At 57.1% G+C, this 19,502-nt stretch carries 17 protein-coding genes and 1 riboswitch; of the genes, 8 read left to right on the plus strand and 9 right to left on the minus strand.

What is annotated here, in order from left to right:
* Genes cydB through HMPREF7545_RS04200 form a run of 4 tightly spaced genes read left to right on the plus strand, consistent with a single transcriptional unit; the run spans nucleotide 1 to nucleotide 4,994 of the window.
* Nucleotides 1-1,017, plus strand: coding sequence for a cytochrome d ubiquinol oxidase subunit II (cydB, locus tag HMPREF7545_RS04185; protein WP_006694435.1), 1,017 nt, complete (start codon nucleotides 1-3; stop codon nucleotides 1,015-1,017).
* Nucleotides 992-2,665 carry a thiol reductant ABC exporter subunit CydD gene (cydD, locus tag HMPREF7545_RS04190; protein WP_006694436.1) on the plus strand — a complete coding sequence of 558 codons (1,674 nt, stop codon included), beginning with the start codon at nucleotides 992-994 and terminating at the stop codon, nucleotides 2,663-2,665. Before cydB ends, cydD begins: the two co-directional genes overlap by 26 nt.
* Nucleotides 2,665-4,281, plus strand: a complete 1,617-nt coding sequence (gene cydC, locus HMPREF7545_RS04195; protein ID WP_006694437.1) for a thiol reductant ABC exporter subunit CydC — start codon at nucleotides 2,665-2,667, stop codon at nucleotides 4,279-4,281. The genes cydD and cydC overlap by 1 nt, the downstream gene beginning before the upstream one ends.
* Entirely contained in the window at nucleotides 4,278-4,994 is a 717-nt protein-coding gene (locus HMPREF7545_RS04200) for a hypothetical protein (protein ID WP_006694438.1), read from the plus strand. The genes cydC and HMPREF7545_RS04200 overlap by 4 nt, the downstream gene beginning before the upstream one ends.
* 97 nt (nucleotides 4,995-5,091) lie before the next feature.
* Here HMPREF7545_RS04200 and HMPREF7545_RS04205 read toward each other — a convergent pair whose 3' ends face one another.
* Nucleotides 5,092-6,444 (minus strand): hypothetical protein, encoded by a 1,353-nt coding sequence (locus HMPREF7545_RS04205; protein WP_006694439.1) that lies wholly within the window; start codon nucleotides 6,442-6,444, stop codon nucleotides 5,092-5,094.
* A 267-nt stretch (nucleotides 6,445-6,711) separates the two neighbouring features.
* Here HMPREF7545_RS04205 and HMPREF7545_RS04210 point away from each other — a divergent pair, with 267 nt between their 5' ends.
* From HMPREF7545_RS04210 to lgt, 4 genes are read left to right on the plus strand one after another with little or no spacing between them, the layout of a single operon-like run.
* A complete protein-coding gene (locus HMPREF7545_RS04210) occupies nucleotides 6,712-8,658 on the plus strand; it encodes a peptidase U32 family protein (protein WP_006694441.1) in 1,947 nt (648 codons plus the stop codon).
* 18 nt (nucleotides 8,659-8,676) lie between these two features.
* Nucleotides 8,677-9,990 (plus strand): aspartate aminotransferase family protein, encoded by a 1,314-nt coding sequence (locus HMPREF7545_RS04215; protein WP_006694442.1) that lies wholly within the window; start codon nucleotides 8,677-8,679, stop codon nucleotides 9,988-9,990.
* A 10-nt stretch (nucleotides 9,991-10,000) separates the two neighbouring features.
* Nucleotides 10,001-10,552 carry a phosphoribosyltransferase family protein gene (locus HMPREF7545_RS04220; protein ID WP_006694443.1) on the plus strand — a complete coding sequence of 184 codons (552 nt, stop codon included), beginning with the start codon at nucleotides 10,001-10,003 and terminating at the stop codon, nucleotides 10,550-10,552.
* 32 nt (nucleotides 10,553-10,584) lie between these two features.
* Nucleotides 10,585-11,424, plus strand: coding sequence for a prolipoprotein diacylglyceryl transferase (lgt, locus tag HMPREF7545_RS04225; protein WP_006694444.1), 840 nt, complete (start codon nucleotides 10,585-10,587; stop codon nucleotides 11,422-11,424).
* A gap of 83 nt (nucleotides 11,425-11,507) precedes the next feature.
* On the opposite strand, the gene HMPREF7545_RS04230 is transcribed toward lgt, so the two are convergent.
* The 8 genes from HMPREF7545_RS04230 to HMPREF7545_RS04260 all read right to left on the minus strand — a co-directional run bounded on the left by HMPREF7545_RS04230 (nucleotide 11,508) and on the right by HMPREF7545_RS04260 (nucleotide 19,398).
* The gene (locus tag HMPREF7545_RS04230; RefSeq protein ID WP_006694445.1) at nucleotides 11,508-12,116 is read right to left on the minus strand and encodes an ABC transporter ATP-binding protein; all 609 of its coding nucleotides are present in this window, start codon (nucleotides 12,114-12,116) and stop codon (nucleotides 11,508-11,510) included.
* A gap of 1 nt (nucleotide 12,117) precedes the next feature.
* Complete coding sequence (locus tag HMPREF7545_RS04235) at nucleotides 12,118-12,936, minus strand: ATP-binding cassette domain-containing protein (RefSeq protein WP_006694446.1); 819 nt, start codon at nucleotides 12,934-12,936, stop codon at nucleotides 12,118-12,120.
* A 4-nt stretch (nucleotides 12,937-12,940) separates the two neighbouring features.
* Entirely contained in the window at nucleotides 12,941-13,786 is an 846-nt protein-coding gene (locus HMPREF7545_RS04240; protein ID WP_006694447.1) for an ABC transporter permease, read from the minus strand.
* Entirely contained in the window at nucleotides 13,786-14,772 is a 987-nt protein-coding gene (locus tag HMPREF7545_RS04245) for an ABC transporter permease (protein WP_006694448.1), read from the minus strand. The genes HMPREF7545_RS04240 and HMPREF7545_RS04245 overlap by 1 nt, the downstream gene beginning before the upstream one ends.
* On the minus strand, nucleotides 14,773-16,362 hold the full coding sequence (locus HMPREF7545_RS04250) for an ABC transporter substrate-binding protein (RefSeq protein WP_006694449.1): 1,590 nt from the start codon (nucleotides 16,360-16,362) through the stop codon (nucleotides 14,773-14,775).
* Nucleotides 16,363-16,374: 12 nt separating this feature from the next.
* Nucleotides 16,375-16,551 carry a hypothetical protein gene (locus tag HMPREF7545_RS10145; RefSeq protein WP_006694450.1) on the minus strand — a complete coding sequence of 59 codons (177 nt, stop codon included), beginning with the start codon at nucleotides 16,549-16,551 and terminating at the stop codon, nucleotides 16,375-16,377.
* Nucleotides 16,510-16,683: riboswitch (cobalamin riboswitch) on the minus strand. (Overlaps the previous gene by 42 nt.)
* A 252-nt stretch (nucleotides 16,684-16,935) precedes the next feature.
* Entirely contained in the window at nucleotides 16,936-18,000 is a 1,065-nt protein-coding gene (locus HMPREF7545_RS04255; protein ID WP_006694451.1) for an ABC transporter ATP-binding protein, read from the minus strand.
* 3 nt (nucleotides 18,001-18,003) lie between these two features.
* Nucleotides 18,004-19,398, minus strand: a complete 1,395-nt coding sequence (locus HMPREF7545_RS04260) for an ABC transporter permease (RefSeq protein WP_389711563.1) — start codon at nucleotides 19,396-19,398, stop codon at nucleotides 18,004-18,006.
* Nucleotides 19,399-19,502 lie beyond the last annotated feature (104 nt).

Here is a 19,502-nt window from a genome sequence, read left to right on the forward strand (position 1 = left end):
ATGGATTACAATATTCTCTGGTTTGTGCTCATCACTGTGCTCTTCACGGGTTTTTTCTTCCTCGAGGGATTTGACTACGGTGTCGGCACACTTCTCACGATTATCTCGGATAAAGAGAGCGACCGCTCTCAGATCGTCCGCACGATCGGTCCCGTCTGGGACGGCAACGAGGTCTGGATGATCACGGCAGGCGGTGCGATGTTTGCAGCGTTCCCGCATGTCTATGCTACCCTCTTCAGTACGTTTTACATCGCGCTCTTCCTCATGCTGGTCGCACTCATCCTGCGGGCGGTCGCGTTTGAATTCCGCCATCAGCGCACGGATGAAAAATGGCAGAGCATGTGGTCGAATGCGATCACGTTCGGCAGTATCGTCCCTGCATTCCTCTGGGGCGTTGCGGTCACAAATCTGATTGCGGGACTTCCCATCGGTCAAAACATGGTCTATCAGGGCAGTTTCTTTGATCTCTTGACCCCGTATACCCTGGTCGGCGGCGCAGCATTCTTTACGGTCTTTGCCTTTCACGGTGCCTCATTCCTAGGCCTGCGTCTCACCGATCAGCAGCTTCTCGCACGTGCACGTACGCTTGGTCTGAAATTCGGTGGCCTCGCGGCAGTTCTTTACGTTCTCTGCATGGTTCTCACCTATTTAGAGACGGATCTCTACGACAGCACGCTCGCCGGTGCAGCGCTCGTCCTCTCCGCAGTCTCCTTCGTTGCAGGAATCGGGGCGCTTTACAAGAACTGCTCCAAAGGCGCGTTCGTGCTCGGCGGTCTCGCCATTGCGGGTACGACGATCGGCTTTTTCGCCGGACTCTTTCCGCGGCTTATGGTCTCGAGCCTCAACCCGAGCTGGAGCCTGACGATCCGCAACGCTTCATCGACGGAGTACACGCTCTCCATTATGACAATTGCGGCGCTCATCTTCGTCCCCATTGTCCTCGGCTATCAGATCTGGACGTATTATATTTTCCGTAAACGCATCGCTCCGGATGACACGAGTCATCAAGCCTACTGACAACCAAATGAAAAAGAAGTCCATCCTATTCTCCGCCCTTCGTGCGGAGAGAAATCATATTCTCATGCGTGCGGCGATCGAACTCCTGCACGGAGGACTCGTCATCGCCGCGGCGTGGGAGGCTGCGGTCATCGTAAATACGGTATTCATGCAGCGCGGCGGACTTTCCGAAACAGCATCAGAACTTCTGATGCTGTTTTTGTGCGTTCTCTCCATGGCGCTCCTGCGCCTGCCAAAAGGACATATCGAGGCGCAGCTCTCCCATCATCTGCGCCTCTCCTGCCGCAAGGCTCTGCATGAGGCAATGCTCGCACAAGGGCGTGACGTCTCCGGCGCACTGACGTTGACGCTTGAACGCGTTGATGCGCTCGATCCGTTTTTTCATATGGTCCTGCCGACAGTGATCGCAGGCGCAGTTCTCATCCCCCTCATCCTGATTGTATCCGCATTTGCAGATCCTCTCTCGGCGCTTCTTTTTCTGGCAACGCTCCCGATTGCTCCTTTTTTGCTCTTCCTGATCGGGCGCGCCACACGCCGTGCGAGCGAACGTCAATGGGACAAGATGCAGGCGCTGACGGACGGCTTCGGCGAGCTTATCCGCGCGGCAATGACCCTCAAAATCTTCCGCCGCACAGAGAGCGAGGGCGCGCATCTCGCACAGATGAGCCGCTCTTTCGCCGAGGCCTCCCTTTCTGTCCTCCGCCTTGCCTTTGTCTCGGCATTTGCGCTCGAGCTGATCACGACACTCTCGATTGCTCTCATCGCCGTCTCGATCGGCCTGCGCCTGCTCGAGGGGATGATGGACTTTCAAACGGCATTCTTTGTGCTCATTCTCGCACCGCTCTTCTACCAGCCTCTGCGCGAAGGCGGCATGGCCTTTCATGCAGCAATGGATGCAAAGACGGCGGAGTCAGCACTTCTGCCCTATCTGGATCTCTCTTCTCCTGCGAACGGAGCATGCGATCGCATTCTCACACCACCCGCCGTCCATACGGAACATCTCGGCTATCGCTACCCAATGACGAATGAGGCCGTACTGATTGACCTGAGTCTTTCATTTCCCGCAGGAAAAGTCACTGTTCTTGCGGGTGCAAGCGGTATCGGAAAGTCCACGCTGCTGCTCCTGCTTGCAGGGCAGATTGCACCGACAGAAGGAAGTATTTTTCTGGCCGACGGTGCAGGCACAGGGAATGCCTTCGATCTCGCACATCTCTCGGAAGGGACGAGGCAGTCGCTCATCACCTATGTGCCGCAGGAACCGCATATATTTACAGCAACACTTGCAGAGAACGTCAGTCTCTGGCTGGAAGATGCTTCGGATGCATCTGTCACAGCCGCCCTCGAGGCCGCGGCGCTCGGCGACTTCCTGCGCGCTCTGCCCGAGGGAATTCGAACGCCCCTCGGTGCAGGCGGCCATCCCCTCTCTGCGGGGGAACGGCACCGCCTCGGTCTTGCACGTGCATTTTTCCAAAACCGTCCCGTCGTTCTCCTTGATGAGATCACTGCAGGCCTCGACGGCGAGACGGAGACATGCGTCATCGAGGCGCTGACCGCATTTGCTCATCACCGCACGCTGATCCTGACATCGCATCGTCCGGCGCTGATTGCATGGGCAGATCATGTCATTGAATTAGGAGGTGATGTTTGATGACAGGAACACTTGCTCGCCTTCTTGCAATTGCTGCCCCGGCAAAGGCACTCCCTGCCCTCCTTGCGGGAGTGCTTGCGGCAGCATTCGGCATTGCGCTGATCGCTGCAGCAGCATGGATCATCGCGAGTGCGGCCCTGCAGCCGCCGCTCTCAGCACTTGCCCTTGCGATTACAATGGTGCGTGCCTGCGGCATTGGACGTGCCGTCTTCCGCTACCTCGACCGCCTTCTTTCCCATCGTCTTGCATTCTCCTGCTATGAGAAGCTGCAGCTGGCAACATACCGCCGCTCTGCCGCGGCGATTCCCCTGCGCGAGGGTAATGTCCGCGAGGGCGAGTTCCTGCACGATCTCCTAACCGGCTGCGAGGCTCTGCGCGATTTCTATCTGCGCGCCGTACCGCAGCCGTTGATCGCAGGTGCTTTGATGCTTGCGGCCTGCGCCGCGCTTCTCCCCCTTGCGCCCTTTGGCGCTGCTCTTATCCTTGTGCTCTATCTTCTCCATCTTTCCCTACCCCGTCTCCTCCAAGAAAAAGATCTGCGCATAGAGAGTGCAGCCTATCGGGGCAGCCTGCTCGATCAATTGGACGGACGTGCGGAACTCAGAGCCGCCGGCAGCATTTCCCATGCGATCCACTTTCTCGATCGGGCAGCGGCGGACTTTCAGCGGGAGCAGGCCGCCAGACGCCAACGGTGTGAAAGGCTCTTCACGTTGCTCGATATTCTGCGCGTAGCGGTCTGGATCGTGCTGATTGTTCTGCTGACACCTCTTGTCAGGGACGGTGCATTGACCGGCGTACAGTATGCCGTCTGGGTGCTCACCCTCGAAGCGCTGCTCAGCGAGTTCCGTCCGCTCCCTGCTGCAAGCATCAGTGCAGCGGAAGCAATGCAGGCGGCATCAAACATACTGCCGAAGGAGTTCAAGGCTGCCCCAGAAACAGCTTCGTCGCCTGCTGCAAAAGTACCGGAGGAAGGCGCACCTCTGATCGAAGCAAAGCAGGTTTCCTTCGGCTATCATACCTCCGTTCCCATTCTGGACAAACTCTCGTTCACGGTCCGCCGTGGTCAGCACACGGCGATCATTGGCGAGAGCGGTGCAGGCAAGACGACGCTCGCCGGTCTGCTTCTGCGTCTCTGGGAGCCGGACAGCGGTGAGATTCGCTTCGGCGGCATCCCGCATACGAGTCTCACCCCTGTGGAAACGCGTGCCCTCTTCGGGGCAGCCCTTCAGGGAAGCTATCTCTTCAGCACGTCGATCCGGGACAACTTCCTGCGTCTGCATGACGAGATAAGCGAGCAACAAATCTGGCAGGCCCTTGAAACGGCACAACTTGCCGATGTCGTGCGCGCCCTGCCTGCAGGACTCGACGAGCCGCTCGGCAAGAATGCTTCGCGTCTTTCGGGCGGCCAGCGCAGCCGACTCCTCACAGCGCTTGCCCTCGCCTCCGGCGCACCGATACTGCTCCTCGACGAGCCGACGGCAGGCCTCGATGCTGCGCGCGGTGCACGCCTGATCGAACGTGTTCTTGCTGCGCTCGACGCGCGCGGTGCGACACTCATCGTCATCACGCACGATCTCCCCCTTTTAGACCGCATGAAACAGGTGATAGAACTATGACGCAGGAACAATTTCACGAACGAATCCATGTTGTTCTGGACCGCCTCGGCGCAGCAGCACCGCCCCATGAGCTTTTTGCGGGCGGTGCAGAGGACTGGCATGCCCGCGCACGGCTCGCACATTTCCTCGCACAGATGCCGGAGCATCGGGCAGAGGCGATGGAGCTCTTTCAGAGCATCATAGACACCGATCCGAACGAGGAGCTGGCGCAGGATGTAGAGGAAAAAGTCTACGCTCTTCAAGGACTGAGTGCATTGGAAGCCCGTGAAAAGGAAACGCAGGCAGCAGCGCTCGATCATATCAATATGGCAATCGAATGCGCGGAGGCCACAGATTTTCTCTACAAATATATTCTGCGCGGCGAACTCTGGGCAGACCGCTGGAACCTCATGCACAAGCTTGGCATGACCGAGGAAGCAGAGGCAGAGGCGGATGAACGCATTGCCGTCTTTGACGGTCTTGAAGATACGGTTCCGCACAACAGCTATCTCTACTACGGCTACCGGTTCAAGGCCCATCTCGCTGCGGAACGCGGCGTCGTACTCATCGCAAAGGACTACATGCACATGGCGCTCCACGCCATGGAGATTCCCCCCGCATATGAACAGGGCCTTGCCGATGCCTTTGCGGCATCGCACGAAAATGCCTCTTGGATCCTGTGCGAAATTGACCGCGCCACGCCGAATCCCGAGCAGCTGCATTGGGATATATAAAATATTTCTTTTCGTATGATCGCGCACAAAACGGGTCAGCCGTACCCAAAATTTGGTTCGTACGGCTGACCCGTTTTTGTTGTCTATCTCTCTGCGTTCAGGGTGTTTTGCGATAACTTTCGTCCATCAAGCCAAAGAGCGCAGGATAGTTTCCCTGCGTAATAAGAGAGAAACCCGGAGCATCGATCTCTTTTCCCTCGAAGGATGCAGATTTTCCTTCCTGCTCCATGCGTTCGGCAGTCATATTGGGCGCATGAATCTTGGGCATCACTGAGATATCGTGTTCCGTCCCATTCGCCCGCCTAATGTGGAAGACAGTGTTTCCCTGTTTCTGCAGGAGCAGAAGGCGCAGTTCGTTTGGCTTGTACCAAGCAACAGATGCACCGTCAATGTGCAGGATCTCATCTCCCTCTGAAAAGGCAGCATCGCTTGATGTTTTGATAAAGAAATGATTCCCCTCATCTTTCTTATACAAATAACTGATCTCGAAGGGAAACACTGCATACGGGCTCATTTCGCGATACAGATCGTTCAGGAAGCCATCCCATTGATCCGCAAGACTTCGCCATATTCCGGTCGAAGTGACGACAAATCCTTCCGGTGTCATCATGCCGACTGTATAATATGATTTTGCAAATGACAGATATCCTTGCTGATCCTTCATCATCGCAAGAAGAGTCCCGCCATGATATGGAATCGTTTCAAACGTGACCAGAGGCCATTGGTCGCCGATACTGTCCCCTATAACGCTGACGATGTGTTCGTTCGTATTCGGAAAGAAGTGAAAGCCCCTCCACTCCGACTTCATTTCTTTGTCTTTCTTGAGTTCCTCCAAATGCCCATAGATTCGACCTTGAACCACCTCAGGCGAAACATCAGGGAGGAATACACGCGGTCTGGAATCCTCCTGTACAGAATCATCTGCATTCTGTGCACGTATATTGCCTTCCCGGAGATACTGCGACGGATCTGCGGCAGCGAGCTTCTGCATCGCCTCTGCCGTTTTTAGCTTTCCCTTTTTCTCCCATAGAATTTTGTCCCCATCGACAAGCTGGAACGAAAATTCCGCAGCTTTTCCCATTCGCGCAATATCCTCTGCCGATAGACGGTACCATCCGGAGAACCACTTGCTGTCATGCATATCGGCTTCGGAGCCGACCGGCTCCAGTGCGATCGGCTGACCATCGGCATAGGCACGCGCATGGACCGCATTTGCTTTTTTGAACGAACTCTTTTCTGCGTCAAATCGGATGTAGTACACAGGTGCCGCTCCATCGGGCGCAAATGCTTTCAGCACGGGAAGATCCGGTCCTGCGACAAAGCCGATACTGCCGTCGGGTGCACGATGTGCGAGCACCGCGTTCTTATACGGGAACTCTCCGGATGCCTCTGCACAGCTCCCCATAAAAAGAAGTCCGCACAGGAGAATGCCTGCGATTCTGATCCCCATTAAAGTATCCGCCTTTCTGAATGGAACAGCAAGAATAAATTCTCTCTCATCATACCTGCAGACGTTCTTAAATACAAGCCCTGCTGTCGGAAAATATCGCCGTGCGCTTCAAAATAAAACGGCAGAGACTCTTTTATGACGAACCTCAATTCTCTCAGCCGCGTCATTTGAAAGAATCCCTTTTTCCTGCTATAATCGTAGCTGACAGAGGAGGATCGTCGTTTGCATCAGCAGCAGATTCTCCGACCCAAAGGAGTTATTTTCAGAATGCTGTTACACCGTAAATCCGTCGAACTGCTTGCACCTGCCGGCACATGGGACGCCATGACCGCAGGCATTGCAGCCGGTGCGGATGCCGTCTACCTCGGCGGCAAACATTTCAATATGCGTCTGCATGAAGGCGACTTCAATTTCAATGACGAACTCCTCAAAGAGGCTGTTGATTATGCGCACGCGCGCAACGTCGAACTCTATGTCACGCTCAACAACCTCATCAGCAATGAGGAACTGCCGGCACTGCGGGACTACCTTTCGTATCTCAACGAGATTCGCCCGGATGCAATTCTCGTGCAGGACTTCGCCGTGCTCGAGCTTGTCCACGAGATGGGCATTACCGTCCCCCTGCATACCTCCGTCATGATGAACACGCACAATGAGCACGCCATCGAAAAGCTCAAGGAGTACGGCATCACGCGCATTGTTGTCGGCCGGGAGATGACCCTCTCCGAGCTCGCCCTCTTCCGTGCGCGCACGGGCATCGAGGTCGAGTACTTCATGCACGGCGATATGTGCATCTCGGAGAGCGGTCAGTGCATTCACTCGGGCGTACTCTTCGGACAGAGCGGCAACCGCGGGCGCTGCATGAAGATCTGCCGCTGGCCGTTTGCACTCATCAATGAGGAGACGGGCGCCGTGCTCGACGAGGACAGCCCCGGTCCGTACAAGCTTGCGCTGAAGGACATGTGTATGTACCGCTCCATTCCGGAGCTGATTCAGGCGGGCGTCTACTCGTTCAAGATCGAGGGGCGCATGCGCTCGCCCGAGTTCATCGGGCGTCTTGTCTCTACCTACCGCAGGGCAATCGACGCCTACATCGCAGACCCGAACGGCTATGCGACGGATGAGGACGGCTGGCGCACGCTCTATGACAATCGCGTACGCGACTACACGACAACGTTTGCATTCGGGCAGCCCACGGCGGTCGACATCGGCATGACGGGCGAGCGTGAACCACGCTTCTTCAGCCAGGCCGTCGAGGAAGCGGGCTTTGCCGACGAGGTTCTGCGCGCGGAGCGTCCGATTGAGAAGGAAAACGCCCCCAGCCGCCATCTGAGTGTGCGCGTCGGCACGGTCGAAGCGGCGCGTGCAGCAATCGATGCTGGTGCCGATACGATCTATGCAGGCGGCGAGGCTTTTCGTCCCAACCGTCCGTGGAAGCGCGCAGATTATGAGGACATCATCCGCTATGCAGCGGGTCGGACACGCATTGTCATCAATACGCCGCGCACGACCATGCGGCGCGCGTGCGGCGAACTGGAGCAGTTCTTTACGGAGTTGGAGAGCCTCGGAGCAGACGGCATCATGGTCGGAAACCTCGGTGCCCTGAAGCTTGCCCGTACGTGCACGAAGCTGCCCGTACAGGCCGATCACTCCTTCAACATCTTCAACCATCTCGCCGTGACCTTTCTGCGGGAAAACGGGCTCACGATGGCGGCTGCCTCCTACGAGCTTTCGTTTCAACAGCTGCGAGAAATTGTCGAAAATGCGGTACTGCCGATCGAGGCAGTCATCCACGGCTCCTACGAATCCATGATCTGCGACTACAACTTCCCCGCAATGTCGCTGCCGAATTATAGCGATCTCTCCGCGCCGGAGCTGCTCGATATACACTATGCATTCCGCGACGAGGCCGACGGGGTGCATCCGATCCGCATTGACCAGTACGGGCGCAATCACATCTACTTTGCGAAGGATCTCTGCCTCTATCCCTATCTTGAAAAATTCAACGGACTCGGTTCCTATCGCATTGAGGCACAGGATTATACCGCAGAGCAGACGGCAGAGATCGTCCGCATCTACCGTGCCGCGCTCGACCGCCTTGCAGCCGGCGGAGACGGATATCGGGCGGCGGATTTCGATCATCTCACAGAGGTATCTCCGCGTCCGCTCGGCATCGGCACCTACCGTTTCCGCCAGAGCCGTAATTCCATCTGAGTCAGAAAGCATAATTTTATGGAAACACCTTCTGCAAACGCACCGTCATACATCGGCGCTGCCGCCATCCTGGAGAAAAAGAAGAAATACATCATGCCCTGTCTCGGGCATTTTTACAGCGAGCCGCGCCAGATCGTGCGCGGGGAGATGCAGTATCTCTACGACAGCGAGGGACGGCAGTATCTCGACTGCTTCGCCGGTGTCTCCGTCATCAACTGCGGCCACTGCAATCCGGAGATCAACGCCGCCGTCACAGAGCAGCTGAATACCCTCCAGCATGTCTGCAACATCTACCTCACGGAGAATTTTGTCAACCTCGCGGAACAGCTGGCGCGCATCACGCCCGGGCACCTGCAGAAGAGTTTTTTCTGCTCCACGGGCACAGAGGCGAACGAAGGAGCCGCACTCCTCGCTCAGATTGCGACGGGCAGCAGTGAGTTCATTGCGCTGCGCGGCGGACTGCACGGCAGAACCAAGCTCACAATGAGCCTCACGGGCATCTCCATGTGGCGGACGGACCCGAATCCCGTCGGCGGCATCCACTTCGTCAAGAATCCCTACTGCTACCGCTGCCCGCATCAGCACTCCCCCGAGGAGTGCGGAATTGACTGCACGTATGAGCTTGAGGAGACGATCAAAAGCGCGACTGCGGGACGCCCGGCGGCATTCATCGCCGAAACGATTCAGGGCAACGCCGGCATCATCGTCCCGCCGAAGAACTATTTCAAGCGCGTCAAGGAAATCCTCGACCACTACGGTGTTCTCTTCATCGCGGACGAGGTGCAGACGGGCTTTGCCCGCACGGGCAGGATGTTCGCCATCGAGCATTTCGGCGTTGCGCCCGACATCATGACGATGGCAAAGGCGCTCGGCAACGGCGCACCGATCAGTGCATTCATCGCCACGCCCGAGATTGCCGACACCTACACGAAACCCGGTGCCTCGACACTCGGCGGCAATCCGGTCTCCACGACGGCGGGACTCGAGGTCATCCGTTACATCGAGGAGCATGATCTGATCGGAAATGCCGACCGGCGCGGTGCACAGCTGCGTGCAGGACTGGAGGAGATTCAGCAGCGTCATCCCATCATCGGTGATATCCGAGGCCTCGGCCTCATGGTCGGCGCCGAGTTTGTCCATGCGGACAAGTCTCCCGCCGCCGCCGAGCTTGACATCGTGATCGAAGAACTCAAGAACCGCGGCTTCATCGTCGGCAAGAACGGCATCAGCCGCAATGTTATGGCATTCCAGCCGCCTCTTGTTGTCACGGAGGAGAACATCAGCGACGTGCTGAATGCCCTCGAACTCGTCCTCACAGAGAAAGGATTCTAAAAGGTGCACTATGGCAAAACGATTCTATGATCTCACCGTCGCGGGATGCACGCGCAGACTCACAATCCTCAACCTCAACGAGAACCTCGCGATTGCCGGCTTCATCATGCTCGGCGATGTCGAACTCTGTGAAAACTGCGCGCGGGCACTCGCAAAAAAAATCCCTGCGGATACGGAGATCATCATGACTGCCGAAACCAAGGGCATTCCCCTTGCCGCCGAGCTCTCACGCCAGCTTGGCATCCACTACTATGTTACTGCACGCAAATCCGTCAAGGCATATATGGAGGACCCCATCTGGGTCGAGGACGAGTCCATCACAACCATGGGCAAACAGCGCCTCTATCTCATGAACAGTGACATTGAGCGCATTGAGGGCCGCAAGGTCCTGCTCCTCGACGATGTCATCAGCACGGGCGGCTCCATGACCGCACTCGCCCATCTCGCGGAGAAGGCAGGTGCCCACGTCATCGGACAGGCTGCCGTCCTCGCTGAAGGCGACGCCGCAAAGCGGACGGACATCATTTTCCTCGAGGCCCTTCCGCTCTTTGAAGCAGAGTAGATTATTCGTCTTTCCTAGAGAGGCAGGCTTCCTTGCATCAGTATCTCTTCTACATCGGGGACTTCCCCATCCGCTCCTATGGTATTGTCATCTCTCTCTCCATCCTGCTCGCGACAGGTGTCGGTTATTTCCTCGCAAAGGCGGACGGACGCGGCTATGAGAAATACATCCCCGACCTTGGCATCTACTGCGGCATCGCAGGACTCCTCGGTGCGCGTCTCTGGGATGTGTTCTTCTTTGACTGGGACTACTACCAGCACCATCTGACCGAGATTCTGAACGTCTGGCAGGGCGGCATGGCGATCCAGGGCGGTGTTTTCCTCGGCGTACTGGTCGGCATTCTGTACAGCAGAAAGCACAAGCTCGACACCGTTCACTTCCTCGACATTGCTGCGCCCGCGATTGTCCTCGGACAGGCGCTCGGCCGCTGCGCGAACCTTCTCAACGGCGATGCATTCGGTGCACCGACCGGCAGCAGCTTCGGCATTCTCTATCCGGAGAGCACCCTCGCCCACCACACCTACGGTGCACAGCCGCTCTGGCCGGCAGAGGTCTGGGAGGGGCAGCTGGATATTGTCATCTTCGCGCTCCTCCTCATCTTCCGTGCACGCGGGCATGCGCGCGGTCAATGCTTCGCTCTCTACGTCATGCTGTACAGCCTCGTGCGCTTTGCCCTCGAGTATCTGCGCGGCGACTACACAGAGAAATATCTTGGTCTCTTTACAAGTGCCCAGATGACCAGCCTTGGCTTTGGCCTTACTGCACTCGCCGTCTTCCTCTGGCTCGGACTGCGGGCCGTTCCTGCGCCCGTGAAGGACAACATGCCTCCGCAGGGAGACGATCGGCGCAAAAAGGGAAGACGCGGAACATAACAGCTCAAACTATCGCCCCCAAGGACACAGTGCAAATGATCAATGTATAATAAAAATCCACCCGCTATACGGGTGGATTTTTATTATTCTCCCTGCAACTCCTCAATATGTATCATACGCGTACAGATCCGCTGTGCCAGCGCCTCATTGTGCGTGATGGCAATCAGGATCATATTGTGTTTTTCAACTTCCTGCAAAATAACGGACCAGATCTGCGCCTGTGTGATCGGATCGAGACTTGCCGTGATCTCGTCGGCAATGAGCACGCGCGTCTTCGGACTGAGCGCCCGCAGGATCGAGAGGCGCTGCAGCTGCCCTCCGGACAGCTCATGCGGCCAGCGCGTCAGCCATCCCGGTTCCGCACCGATCGCCGCAAGCAGTTCCTCCGGTACATCCCACGCCTCACGCAGCGTATCACCGACCTTCCAGCGCGGATCCATCGCCTTTTCCGGGTGCTGATAAACAAGCTGAACGGGATTGTAGCAGTCCTTTGGCAGAGGTGCGCCGTCCAGCGTAATCGCCCCCTTTTGCAGCGGCAGATACCCCGCAAGGAGAAGTGCCAATGTGCTCTTGCCGCGGCCGCTCGGTCCGAGAAGCGCGAGACGTTCCCCGTCCGCAGCGCGCAGCGACACATTGCGCAGAACAGAACTGCCCTCCCCATAGCGATAGGACAGGGCCTTTGCTTCCAGCATCTCACGCACCTCCCGCCGCAGTCATCCGCGCCACCTCTGCCGCCGTGTAAACGGTAAAGTCATTCTGGGGCAGCGCATGATAGAGCGCCTTTGTATAGGGGTGCACGAGCGCAGCGCCGTCGCCGCGAAATGCAGCAGCCGGTGCCATATCCACCGTCCGCCCCTCATAGAAAACGGCAACGGTGTCTGCAACCTCAACGGCAAGATCAATGTCATGCGTAATGAGCAGAACGCCCTTGCCTGCATCGGCAAGCTCACGCAGCAGGTGCAGTGCCTCGACAGCGCTCTTCACATCCATGCCGGGCGTCGGCTCGTCAGCGATGATGAGCGAAGCGTCCGTAATGACGGCAGTCGAGAAGAGGACGCGCCGCGCCATTCCGCCTGAGAGCTGGAACGGGTACAGATGCTGCACCTTCTCCTCCAAATGCAGACGGCGGAGTGTCGCCGCCATATCGGCAGGCGCGCCGTAGATCCCGCAGACCTCTCTGCCGATACGCATGAGCGGATCGAGATAGGTCACAGACTGCGGAATCAGCGCCATCTCCCGCCCGCGCAGCTGCTCCTGGAGCGCAGCGTCGAGCGGCGCCCCGCGGTAACGCATTTCACCGCCCATCACGGCATTGTAGGGCAGGATGCCGAGCACTGCATGCGCGAGGAGACTCTTGCCGGAGCCGCTTGCGCCGACGACAGCAAGGATCTCGCCGCAGTTCAGACGCAGGTTGACATCGTGCATTCCTGCCACCATCGTATGGGTCAGTGCACTCTGATACATCCGGAAGGAGACCGACAAATTCGTTACACGAAGAAGTTCTTTTGCCATCGTCCTACTCCTGTCCGAACTGCGGATCAAACAGATCGCGCAGTGCCGCGCCGAGACGGTCAAAGATCAGCACAACGAGCAGCAGCAAAAATCCCGGGAAGAAGGCAAGCCACCACATGCCGAGCGCGAGATAGCGCATCGACTCCGAGAGGATGATGCCGATCGCCGGCATGTCAAGCGGCAGGCCGTACCCGAGAAAGCTGATTCCTGCTTCGTGCATGATCGCATGGGGAAAGAGCAGCACCAGTCCGATGATGTACTGCGGCAGCACATGCGGCACAAAATGCCGCCGTGCCACAGTCATCCACGAGTACCCGTACTGCCGTGCCGCCAGAATGTAGGGCTGCGTGCGCAGCTGCATGACCTCTGCGCGGATGATACGGGTCAGCCGCGGCCAGTGCGTGACGATGACGCCGACGGACACACCCATGATGCCGCCGCCCATCATGACCGAGATCATGAGAATGAGCAGAATGTGCGGAACCCCCATGCAGAGATCCACGAGCCAGAGTACAAACTGATCCACCTTGCCGCCGAACGCAGCCGACAGCGTCCCAAGGACGAGCGCGATGCAGGAGCTGACAAATGCCGCAGCAATTCCAATCTGCAGACTGATCGACATCCCCTTAACCGAGCGCAGGAGCATATCACGCCCCATATGATCCGTCCCAAACAGGTGTGCAGCGGACGGCACAAGGTTTTTCTGCCCATAGTCGACCGCATACGCGCTCTCCGGCATCGTCGTTCCCCAGACGAGTATGCCGAAGATAAAACAGCCCGCTATAACGGCAAAGATCAGCTGCCGCTGCCGGACGCTCATGCCGCTGTGCAGGGAAAGTGTCTCTTTCATCAAGCATCTCCCCTCCCCTCACGCAGCTGCGGATCGACAATGCCGTACAGAATATTGGCAATGAAATTTCCGACAAAGACAAACACAGCACTGAAAACCGCAATGCCAAGCAGGAGCGACAGATCACCGCGCAGTCCCGCCATCGTGACTGTACTGCCAAGCCCCGGATAGGAAAAGACTGTCTCCGCAAGCACCGCTCCGCCGAACAATTCGTTAAAGGAAGCGAACTGCAGCGTGACCACGGGCATCAGAACGTTGCGCAAACCATGCCGCCGCACGCGCTGCCAAAGATTTTCGCCGCGCGCCTTGGCAAAGAGCATATAGTTCGTCCCCATCACCTCGATCATCTTCTCCCGCGTCTGGAGCGTCATTGCGGAGATTCCCGTAACGCTCAGCGTCAGTGCCGGCAGGATCAGATGATGAATCTGCTCTGCCAGTGTAACCTCCTCATGCAGCTTCCCGATCGGAGCGGCAAGAGCAAGCGGGAACCACTGCAGTTTGACCGCGAAGATCATCAGAAAGAGCAGCCCCAGCCAGAACACCGGCACAGAGACGCACAGCAGAGAAAAGCCCTGAATCGCCTTGTCGAGACGGCTCCCGCGGTACATTCCCGCGAGCACGCCCAGCACGAAGCCGATCACGCCTGACAGCGTCCACGACGTCATCATCAAGAGAAGCGTCAGTCGGAACTTCTCTCCGATGACTTCGAGTACGGGGGCACGATAGATGAACGACGTGCCGAAATCACCATGCAGAATATTCCCCGCCCAAAACAGGAAGCGCTCAAGCGGCGGCTTGTCAAAGCCCCAGTAAGAGGCGATGAGCGCGTGCTGCTCCGCTGACGCGGCCTTATTGATGAAGTACGCATCGATGGGATCGATGGGCGAGTTGGCAAGCAGAATAAAACTGATGCCGCTCACCGCAGCAAGGAGGAGCACAAGTCGAAACAGATTGCCCCCGAGAAAGTATAATACTCCCTTATCCATTTACTTCTTCCACTGCCATTGGTCAAGCGTTATGAGGATCCCCATGCCCTGTCCGCGCTCACCCACGCGCAGCCGGCCGAGATCAAGCTGATCGTTGACGAAATACGGCACCTGAACCGTCGCGATCCAAAGATAAGGGACATCGGCCTTCGGGCCCGTCACGCCATCCCACTGCGCCGCACGGAACTCTTTCAGCATCTCCTCATCCGTCACAGCAGCAAGCGCCCGATCGATATGCGCATCGACCGTCGGATTGCGGTAGATCGCAGGATTGTGGATGACATTCACCCCAACCTGTGAGGAGTGGTAGTAATTGTAGAACATTTGCGGTGTATAGTCGCCAAACGCCCATACCGTCGGGATATTCCGCGCGATCTTGCGCGCCTCCGACCACGGCGTCGACTTTGCAATGATATTGATGCCGAGCTTCTTCGCATCCTGCGCAAGTGCCACCGCGGTATTATAGCGCTGCAGATCATTCGCCCGCCCATTGATGACAAACTCAGCCTTTACGCCGTTCTTCTCGCGGATGCCGTCACCGTCCATATCCTTCCAGCCTGCCGTCTCAAGGATCTTTACCGCTTCGTCCACGCGGTTGTCCGATTCCTGCAAATCGCTATTCGCCCATGGAAGATCTTTCGCCCAGTTCATGGTTGGCTTTCCGAAACCGCCGAGTGCATTCTCAATGATCGTCTTACGATTGATGCCGATGTTCAGCGCTGTGCGGATGGCAGGATCGCTCGTCACATTGTTGCCGACCAGCATGCCATTTTCGTCATGCTCCGGTTCCTGCGGCATATTGACGCAGAAGCTATCAATGCTGTCCATCAATACCAACTTCATATTCGGTACACTTGCCCCTGCATACTCCGTCGGGGTAAACACGAGATCCACCTGTCCCGACTGCGCTGCAGCAAGAATCGCATCATCACCGAGGTTCAGCACCGTCACCTTTTTCAGCTTCGGCTTCTCTCCGTAATAATATTCGTTCGGTTCCATCACAACCTGCTGTTCCTTTTGGAACGAGACTACTTTCCACGGGCCGCTGCCGACCGGTGCCGTCGCATATCCTTCTTTATATGCATGCTTCGGCACAATGCCCAGAGCTGCCGCCGTATCGAGGAAGACCGACCACGGCTTGGAGAGTGTGAACTCCACCTGCGTCGGGGACAGTGCGCGCACCGACTCCATTATGGTCAAATCCACAACGCTGCCCGCCTTCTTGGCCGTTTCATAGGTAAAGACGACATCCTCTGCCGTCAGCGGCTGACCATCTGAGAACTTGGCATCGCTGCGGATCGTAAAGGTATATTTCAGCCCGTCCGCCGAGCGCTGCACATCCGTCGCCAGCTCCTTGACGAGCTGATTCTTCTCATCACGTCCCATCAATGCGCTGTGGAACGGGTCAGGTCCCCAAAAACCCCAGCCCATCGTCGGATCGAACCCCTCGCCGACCATGTACTTGCCCACCGAGATCACGATCTCACCCTTCTCGGCACGTTCATTCTTCGGCTGATCCGTGCCGCCGCACCCGGCAGTGAGCAGCAGCATTGCAGCCAACAGATACATACAGAATTTCTTCACTGTCATACCTCCCTATGATTACTCTACCGTCCTTACATGCATTTGTTCACAGCCGCCCTGCACCGGCGCAAATAAAAAGCCTCTTTGCGAAAAAGCGCAAAAAGGCACACAAATCCAATGATTGATCGCGCCTTCCTGTCTCTCGCAGGGGTGATGCGGCGTTCCGATCAGGCAGTTCTTCTGGCTCTGCATCATCGCCCCTCCCTGCCTTCCCGGTTGCCCAGTGACATATTAGGGAGGGGCTCTGCATTACAGCTGCGGGACAGCGCAGGTCTCTCACCTGCTTCTCTATTAAGCGCAGCGCGCACCTCATCGGCAAATGATGTAATTGACAAAATCTTGATGTAGATTATCATATTCCAAATTAAGCGTTAAGTCAAACTCTTTCATGTGTCATTGTCTTTTAACGTACTTCCGGCAAAGGGTTAAAGAGACCCAAGAGCAATCCCTCCGCCGGTCTCCGACCTCTCTCCGGAACACGGATCCGGAGGCATGCATCTGCACAACAGAATAAGACGGGGCATGAAAAATCCGCCTCCCAAGCGAGAGGCGGATTTCCCCTTTTTAACAAATTGAAGATCAATCTTTATCGGAATACCAGAAGGGGCGCAGAAGGTGCACTGCGCAGTTCTCGCCCTCATTCGGCCCGGGCGCGCGGCGGCCCTTCTGGACGCGGAGGAACTGCTCGCCAATCCGAATCTGATAGTCGATGATCTCGCCAAGGTATGACTTGCGCGTCACAACGCCGCGCAGGACATCGGATGCCCCCTCCTCTGCGAAGTCGATCTCGGACGGACGGCTGGCGAGCGAAATTGCGGGCTCGCTGCGCAGATCCTCGGGAGGCTGGAAAGATGCATCGAGAGCCGTTCCTTCGAGCACAGGACGACCATCCTGCCATGAGGCCCTGAGGAAGTTCGACAGACCGATGAAGCTGAACACAAACTTGTTGACCGGATGGTTGTAGATGTTGAGCGGCGTATCAATTTGCTGCATGACGCCGTTCTTCATGACGAGGATGTTGTCCGAGAGCGCCATTGCCTCCGACTGGTCATGCGTAACATAGATGATCGAGAAGCCGTACTTCATCTGCAGCTCCTTGATCTCGAAACGCATCTCTTCGCGCAGATGCGGATCGAGACTGGAGAGGGGCTCATCGAGCAGCATCACATCAGGATTGATGGCAAGGGCCCGCGCAAGCGCAACGCGCTGCTTGCCGCCGCCCGAGAGGAAGTCCGGACTCTGATCTGCCGCCGAGAGGAGATTAGTCGCCTTGAGCGCCTCCGTCGAGCGCTGCTTGATCTCCTCCTCAGGGAGCTTGCGGATGCGCAGAGGGAACGCAACATTCTCATAGACCGAGAGGTGCGGCCAGACGGCAAACGCCTGGAACACCATTCCGAAGTTGCGCTTCTCCGGCGGAAGGTAATGGTTCTTCTTCGGCGAAGAGAGCAGACGGTCGCCAACCCAAACCTCACCGTCGGAGAGATCCTCAAACCCGGCGACCATGCGCAGGGTCGTTGTCTTGCCGCAGCCCGACGGGCCGAGCATGGAGAAGCAGCTGCCCTTTTCGATCTCAAAATTCAGATGGTCGACGGCAGTCACGTCGCCGAACCGCTTTGTAACATTGACTAAACGTACATACGACATGACTCACATCCCCGCCTTCTTCGTAAAGTGATTGATAATGCTCTGACCGACAATGATGATGATGAGCGCAATGCCCGCAAGCGCTGCGGACATAACGGTCTCACCGTCCTCGTTGAGTGTGTAGATCGCAACGCCAATCGTTCGCGTCGTCGGCGCATAGAGCATGATGGAGACCGTCAGCTCGCGCAGCGACGGCAGGAAGATGAGAAAGAACGCAGCGAACATGCCCGGCCGCACAAGAGGCAGAACGACGTCGCGCAGCGACTGCCACATCGTCGCACCGCAGGCACGGGATGCCTCGACAAGCGAGTCGTGCACCTGCTCGAGTGCGGCAGAGTTCGCCTTCAGAGAGAATGCCATGTAGCGCGCGATGTAGGCAACGAGGATGATCCATACCGTATTGTAAAGATTGATGCCGAACTGCCCGCTCCACGCGAGGATTACGCCGAGTGCAATGACCGAGCCGGGGACGGAGAACGGCAGCATGCCGAGGAACTCGAGAATCCCCTTCCCGCGCACCTTCATCTTGACGATGACGTAGGAGATCATGACACCGGCAAACATCGTAATGATCGCCGCGGTGAATCCCAGCGTCACGCTGTTGAAGATCGCGTCACGCGTAACCTTGTAGTCAAAGAGGATGAACTTATAGTTATCCAGCGACAGATTGCTGAGTGCAAACGAGAGCCCATACGTCTTGAGGCTGCCGACGAGGAAGATGACCGCCGTCGGAAGCAAAATTGTAAAGGCGATATACGCCAGGCAGAAAATAAGGAGTGGATAGCGCAGGCCGCGCAGTTTCAGCTCCATCGGGCGGAAGCTCTTGCCGCCGATGATCTGATAGTGCCCCGACCCGAGAATCTTCCGCTGCAGCCAGATGATAAACGCCGCCGTAACAACGAGCACCGTTGCGAGTACCGTACCCGTGCGGATCGCGTCAAAGCTGCCGCCGCTCTGATGAATGCGCTCGTAAATGAGCGTCGGAATGTTGTAGATGCCGTTCTCGATGCCGAGGACGGCAACTGTCCCGAAATGTGCCATCGAATAGAGCATGATGAGCAGCGCGCCTGAGAGAATACTCGGCAGCACCAGCGGAATCGTGATCTTGCGCGTGATCGTAAAGAGCCCAGCCCCCGAGATGCGCGCCGACTCCTCGAGCGTCGGGTCCATGCGCTCGAGCGCACCGCATACCTGAATGAATACGAACGGGAAGAGATACATGATCTCCACGCCGCTGATGCCGTAATAGCTGTAGATATTGAAGATCGGCCCCGTAAAGCCGAAATGATCAATGAAGAACTGATTAATAAATCCGGCATTCGGCGAGAGCAGCATCTTCCACGCGAGCGCGCCGATAAAGGAGGGCAGCATAAAGGGCACGAGGAACATGCTCTTCATGAAGGTCTTGTGCGGCAGATCCGTACGCGTGACAAGCCATGCGAAGAATGTGCCGACAATCGTGCTCCCGACCGTCGTGCAGGTCGCGATGATCAGCGAGTTGA

The organism is Centipeda noxia ATCC 43541, assembly GCF_000160555.1.
GTDB classification, from domain to species: domain Bacteria; phylum Bacillota; class Negativicutes; order Selenomonadales; family Selenomonadaceae; genus Centipeda; species Centipeda noxia.

What these genes read in the sequence shown, in the direction of transcription:
- cydB (WP_006694435.1), top strand. Translation starts at nt 1, where the DNA reads ATGGATTACAATATTCTCTGGTTTGTGCTCATCACTGTGCTCTTCACG.
- cydD (WP_006694436.1), top strand. Translation starts at nt 992, where the DNA reads ATGACACGAGTCATCAAGCCTACTGACAACCAAATGAAAAAGAAGTCC.
- cydC (WP_006694437.1), top strand. Translation starts at nt 2,665, where the DNA reads ATGACAGGAACACTTGCTCGCCTTCTTGCAATTGCTGCCCCGGCAAAG.
- HMPREF7545_RS04200 (WP_006694438.1), top strand. Translation starts at nt 4,278, where the DNA reads ATGACGCAGGAACAATTTCACGAACGAATCCATGTTGTTCTGGACCGC.
- HMPREF7545_RS04205 (WP_006694439.1), bottom strand. Translation starts at nt 6,444, where the DNA reads ATGGGGATCAGAATCGCAGGCATTCTCCTGTGCGGACTTCTTTTTATG.
- HMPREF7545_RS04210 (WP_006694441.1), top strand. Translation starts at nt 6,712, where the DNA reads ATGCTGTTACACCGTAAATCCGTCGAACTGCTTGCACCTGCCGGCACA.
- HMPREF7545_RS04215 (WP_006694442.1), top strand. Translation starts at nt 8,677, where the DNA reads ATGGAAACACCTTCTGCAAACGCACCGTCATACATCGGCGCTGCCGCC.
- HMPREF7545_RS04220 (WP_006694443.1), top strand. Translation starts at nt 10,001, where the DNA reads ATGGCAAAACGATTCTATGATCTCACCGTCGCGGGATGCACGCGCAGA.
- HMPREF7545_RS04230 (WP_006694445.1), bottom strand. Translation starts at nt 12,116, where the DNA reads ATGCTGGAAGCAAAGGCCCTGTCCTATCGCTATGGGGAGGGCAGTTCT.
- HMPREF7545_RS04235 (WP_006694446.1), bottom strand. Translation starts at nt 12,936, where the DNA reads ATGGCAAAAGAACTTCTTCGTGTAACGAATTTGTCGGTCTCCTTCCGG.
- HMPREF7545_RS04240 (WP_006694447.1), bottom strand. Translation starts at nt 13,786, where the DNA reads ATGAAAGAGACACTTTCCCTGCACAGCGGCATGAGCGTCCGGCAGCGG.
- HMPREF7545_RS04245 (WP_006694448.1), bottom strand. Translation starts at nt 14,772, where the DNA reads ATGGATAAGGGAGTATTATACTTTCTCGGGGGCAATCTGTTTCGACTT.
- HMPREF7545_RS04250 (WP_006694449.1), bottom strand. Translation starts at nt 16,362, where the DNA reads ATGACAGTGAAGAAATTCTGTATGTATCTGTTGGCTGCAATGCTGCTG.
- HMPREF7545_RS10145 (WP_006694450.1), bottom strand. Translation starts at nt 16,551, where the DNA reads ATGATGCAGAGCCAGAAGAACTGCCTGATCGGAACGCCGCATCACCCC.
- HMPREF7545_RS04255 (WP_006694451.1), bottom strand. Translation starts at nt 18,000, where the DNA reads ATGTCGTATGTACGTTTAGTCAATGTTACAAAGCGGTTCGGCGACGTG.
- HMPREF7545_RS04260 (WP_389711563.1), bottom strand. Translation starts at nt 19,398, where the DNA reads ATGAAGAGCATGTTCCTCGTGCCCTTTATGCTGCCCTCCTTTATCGGC.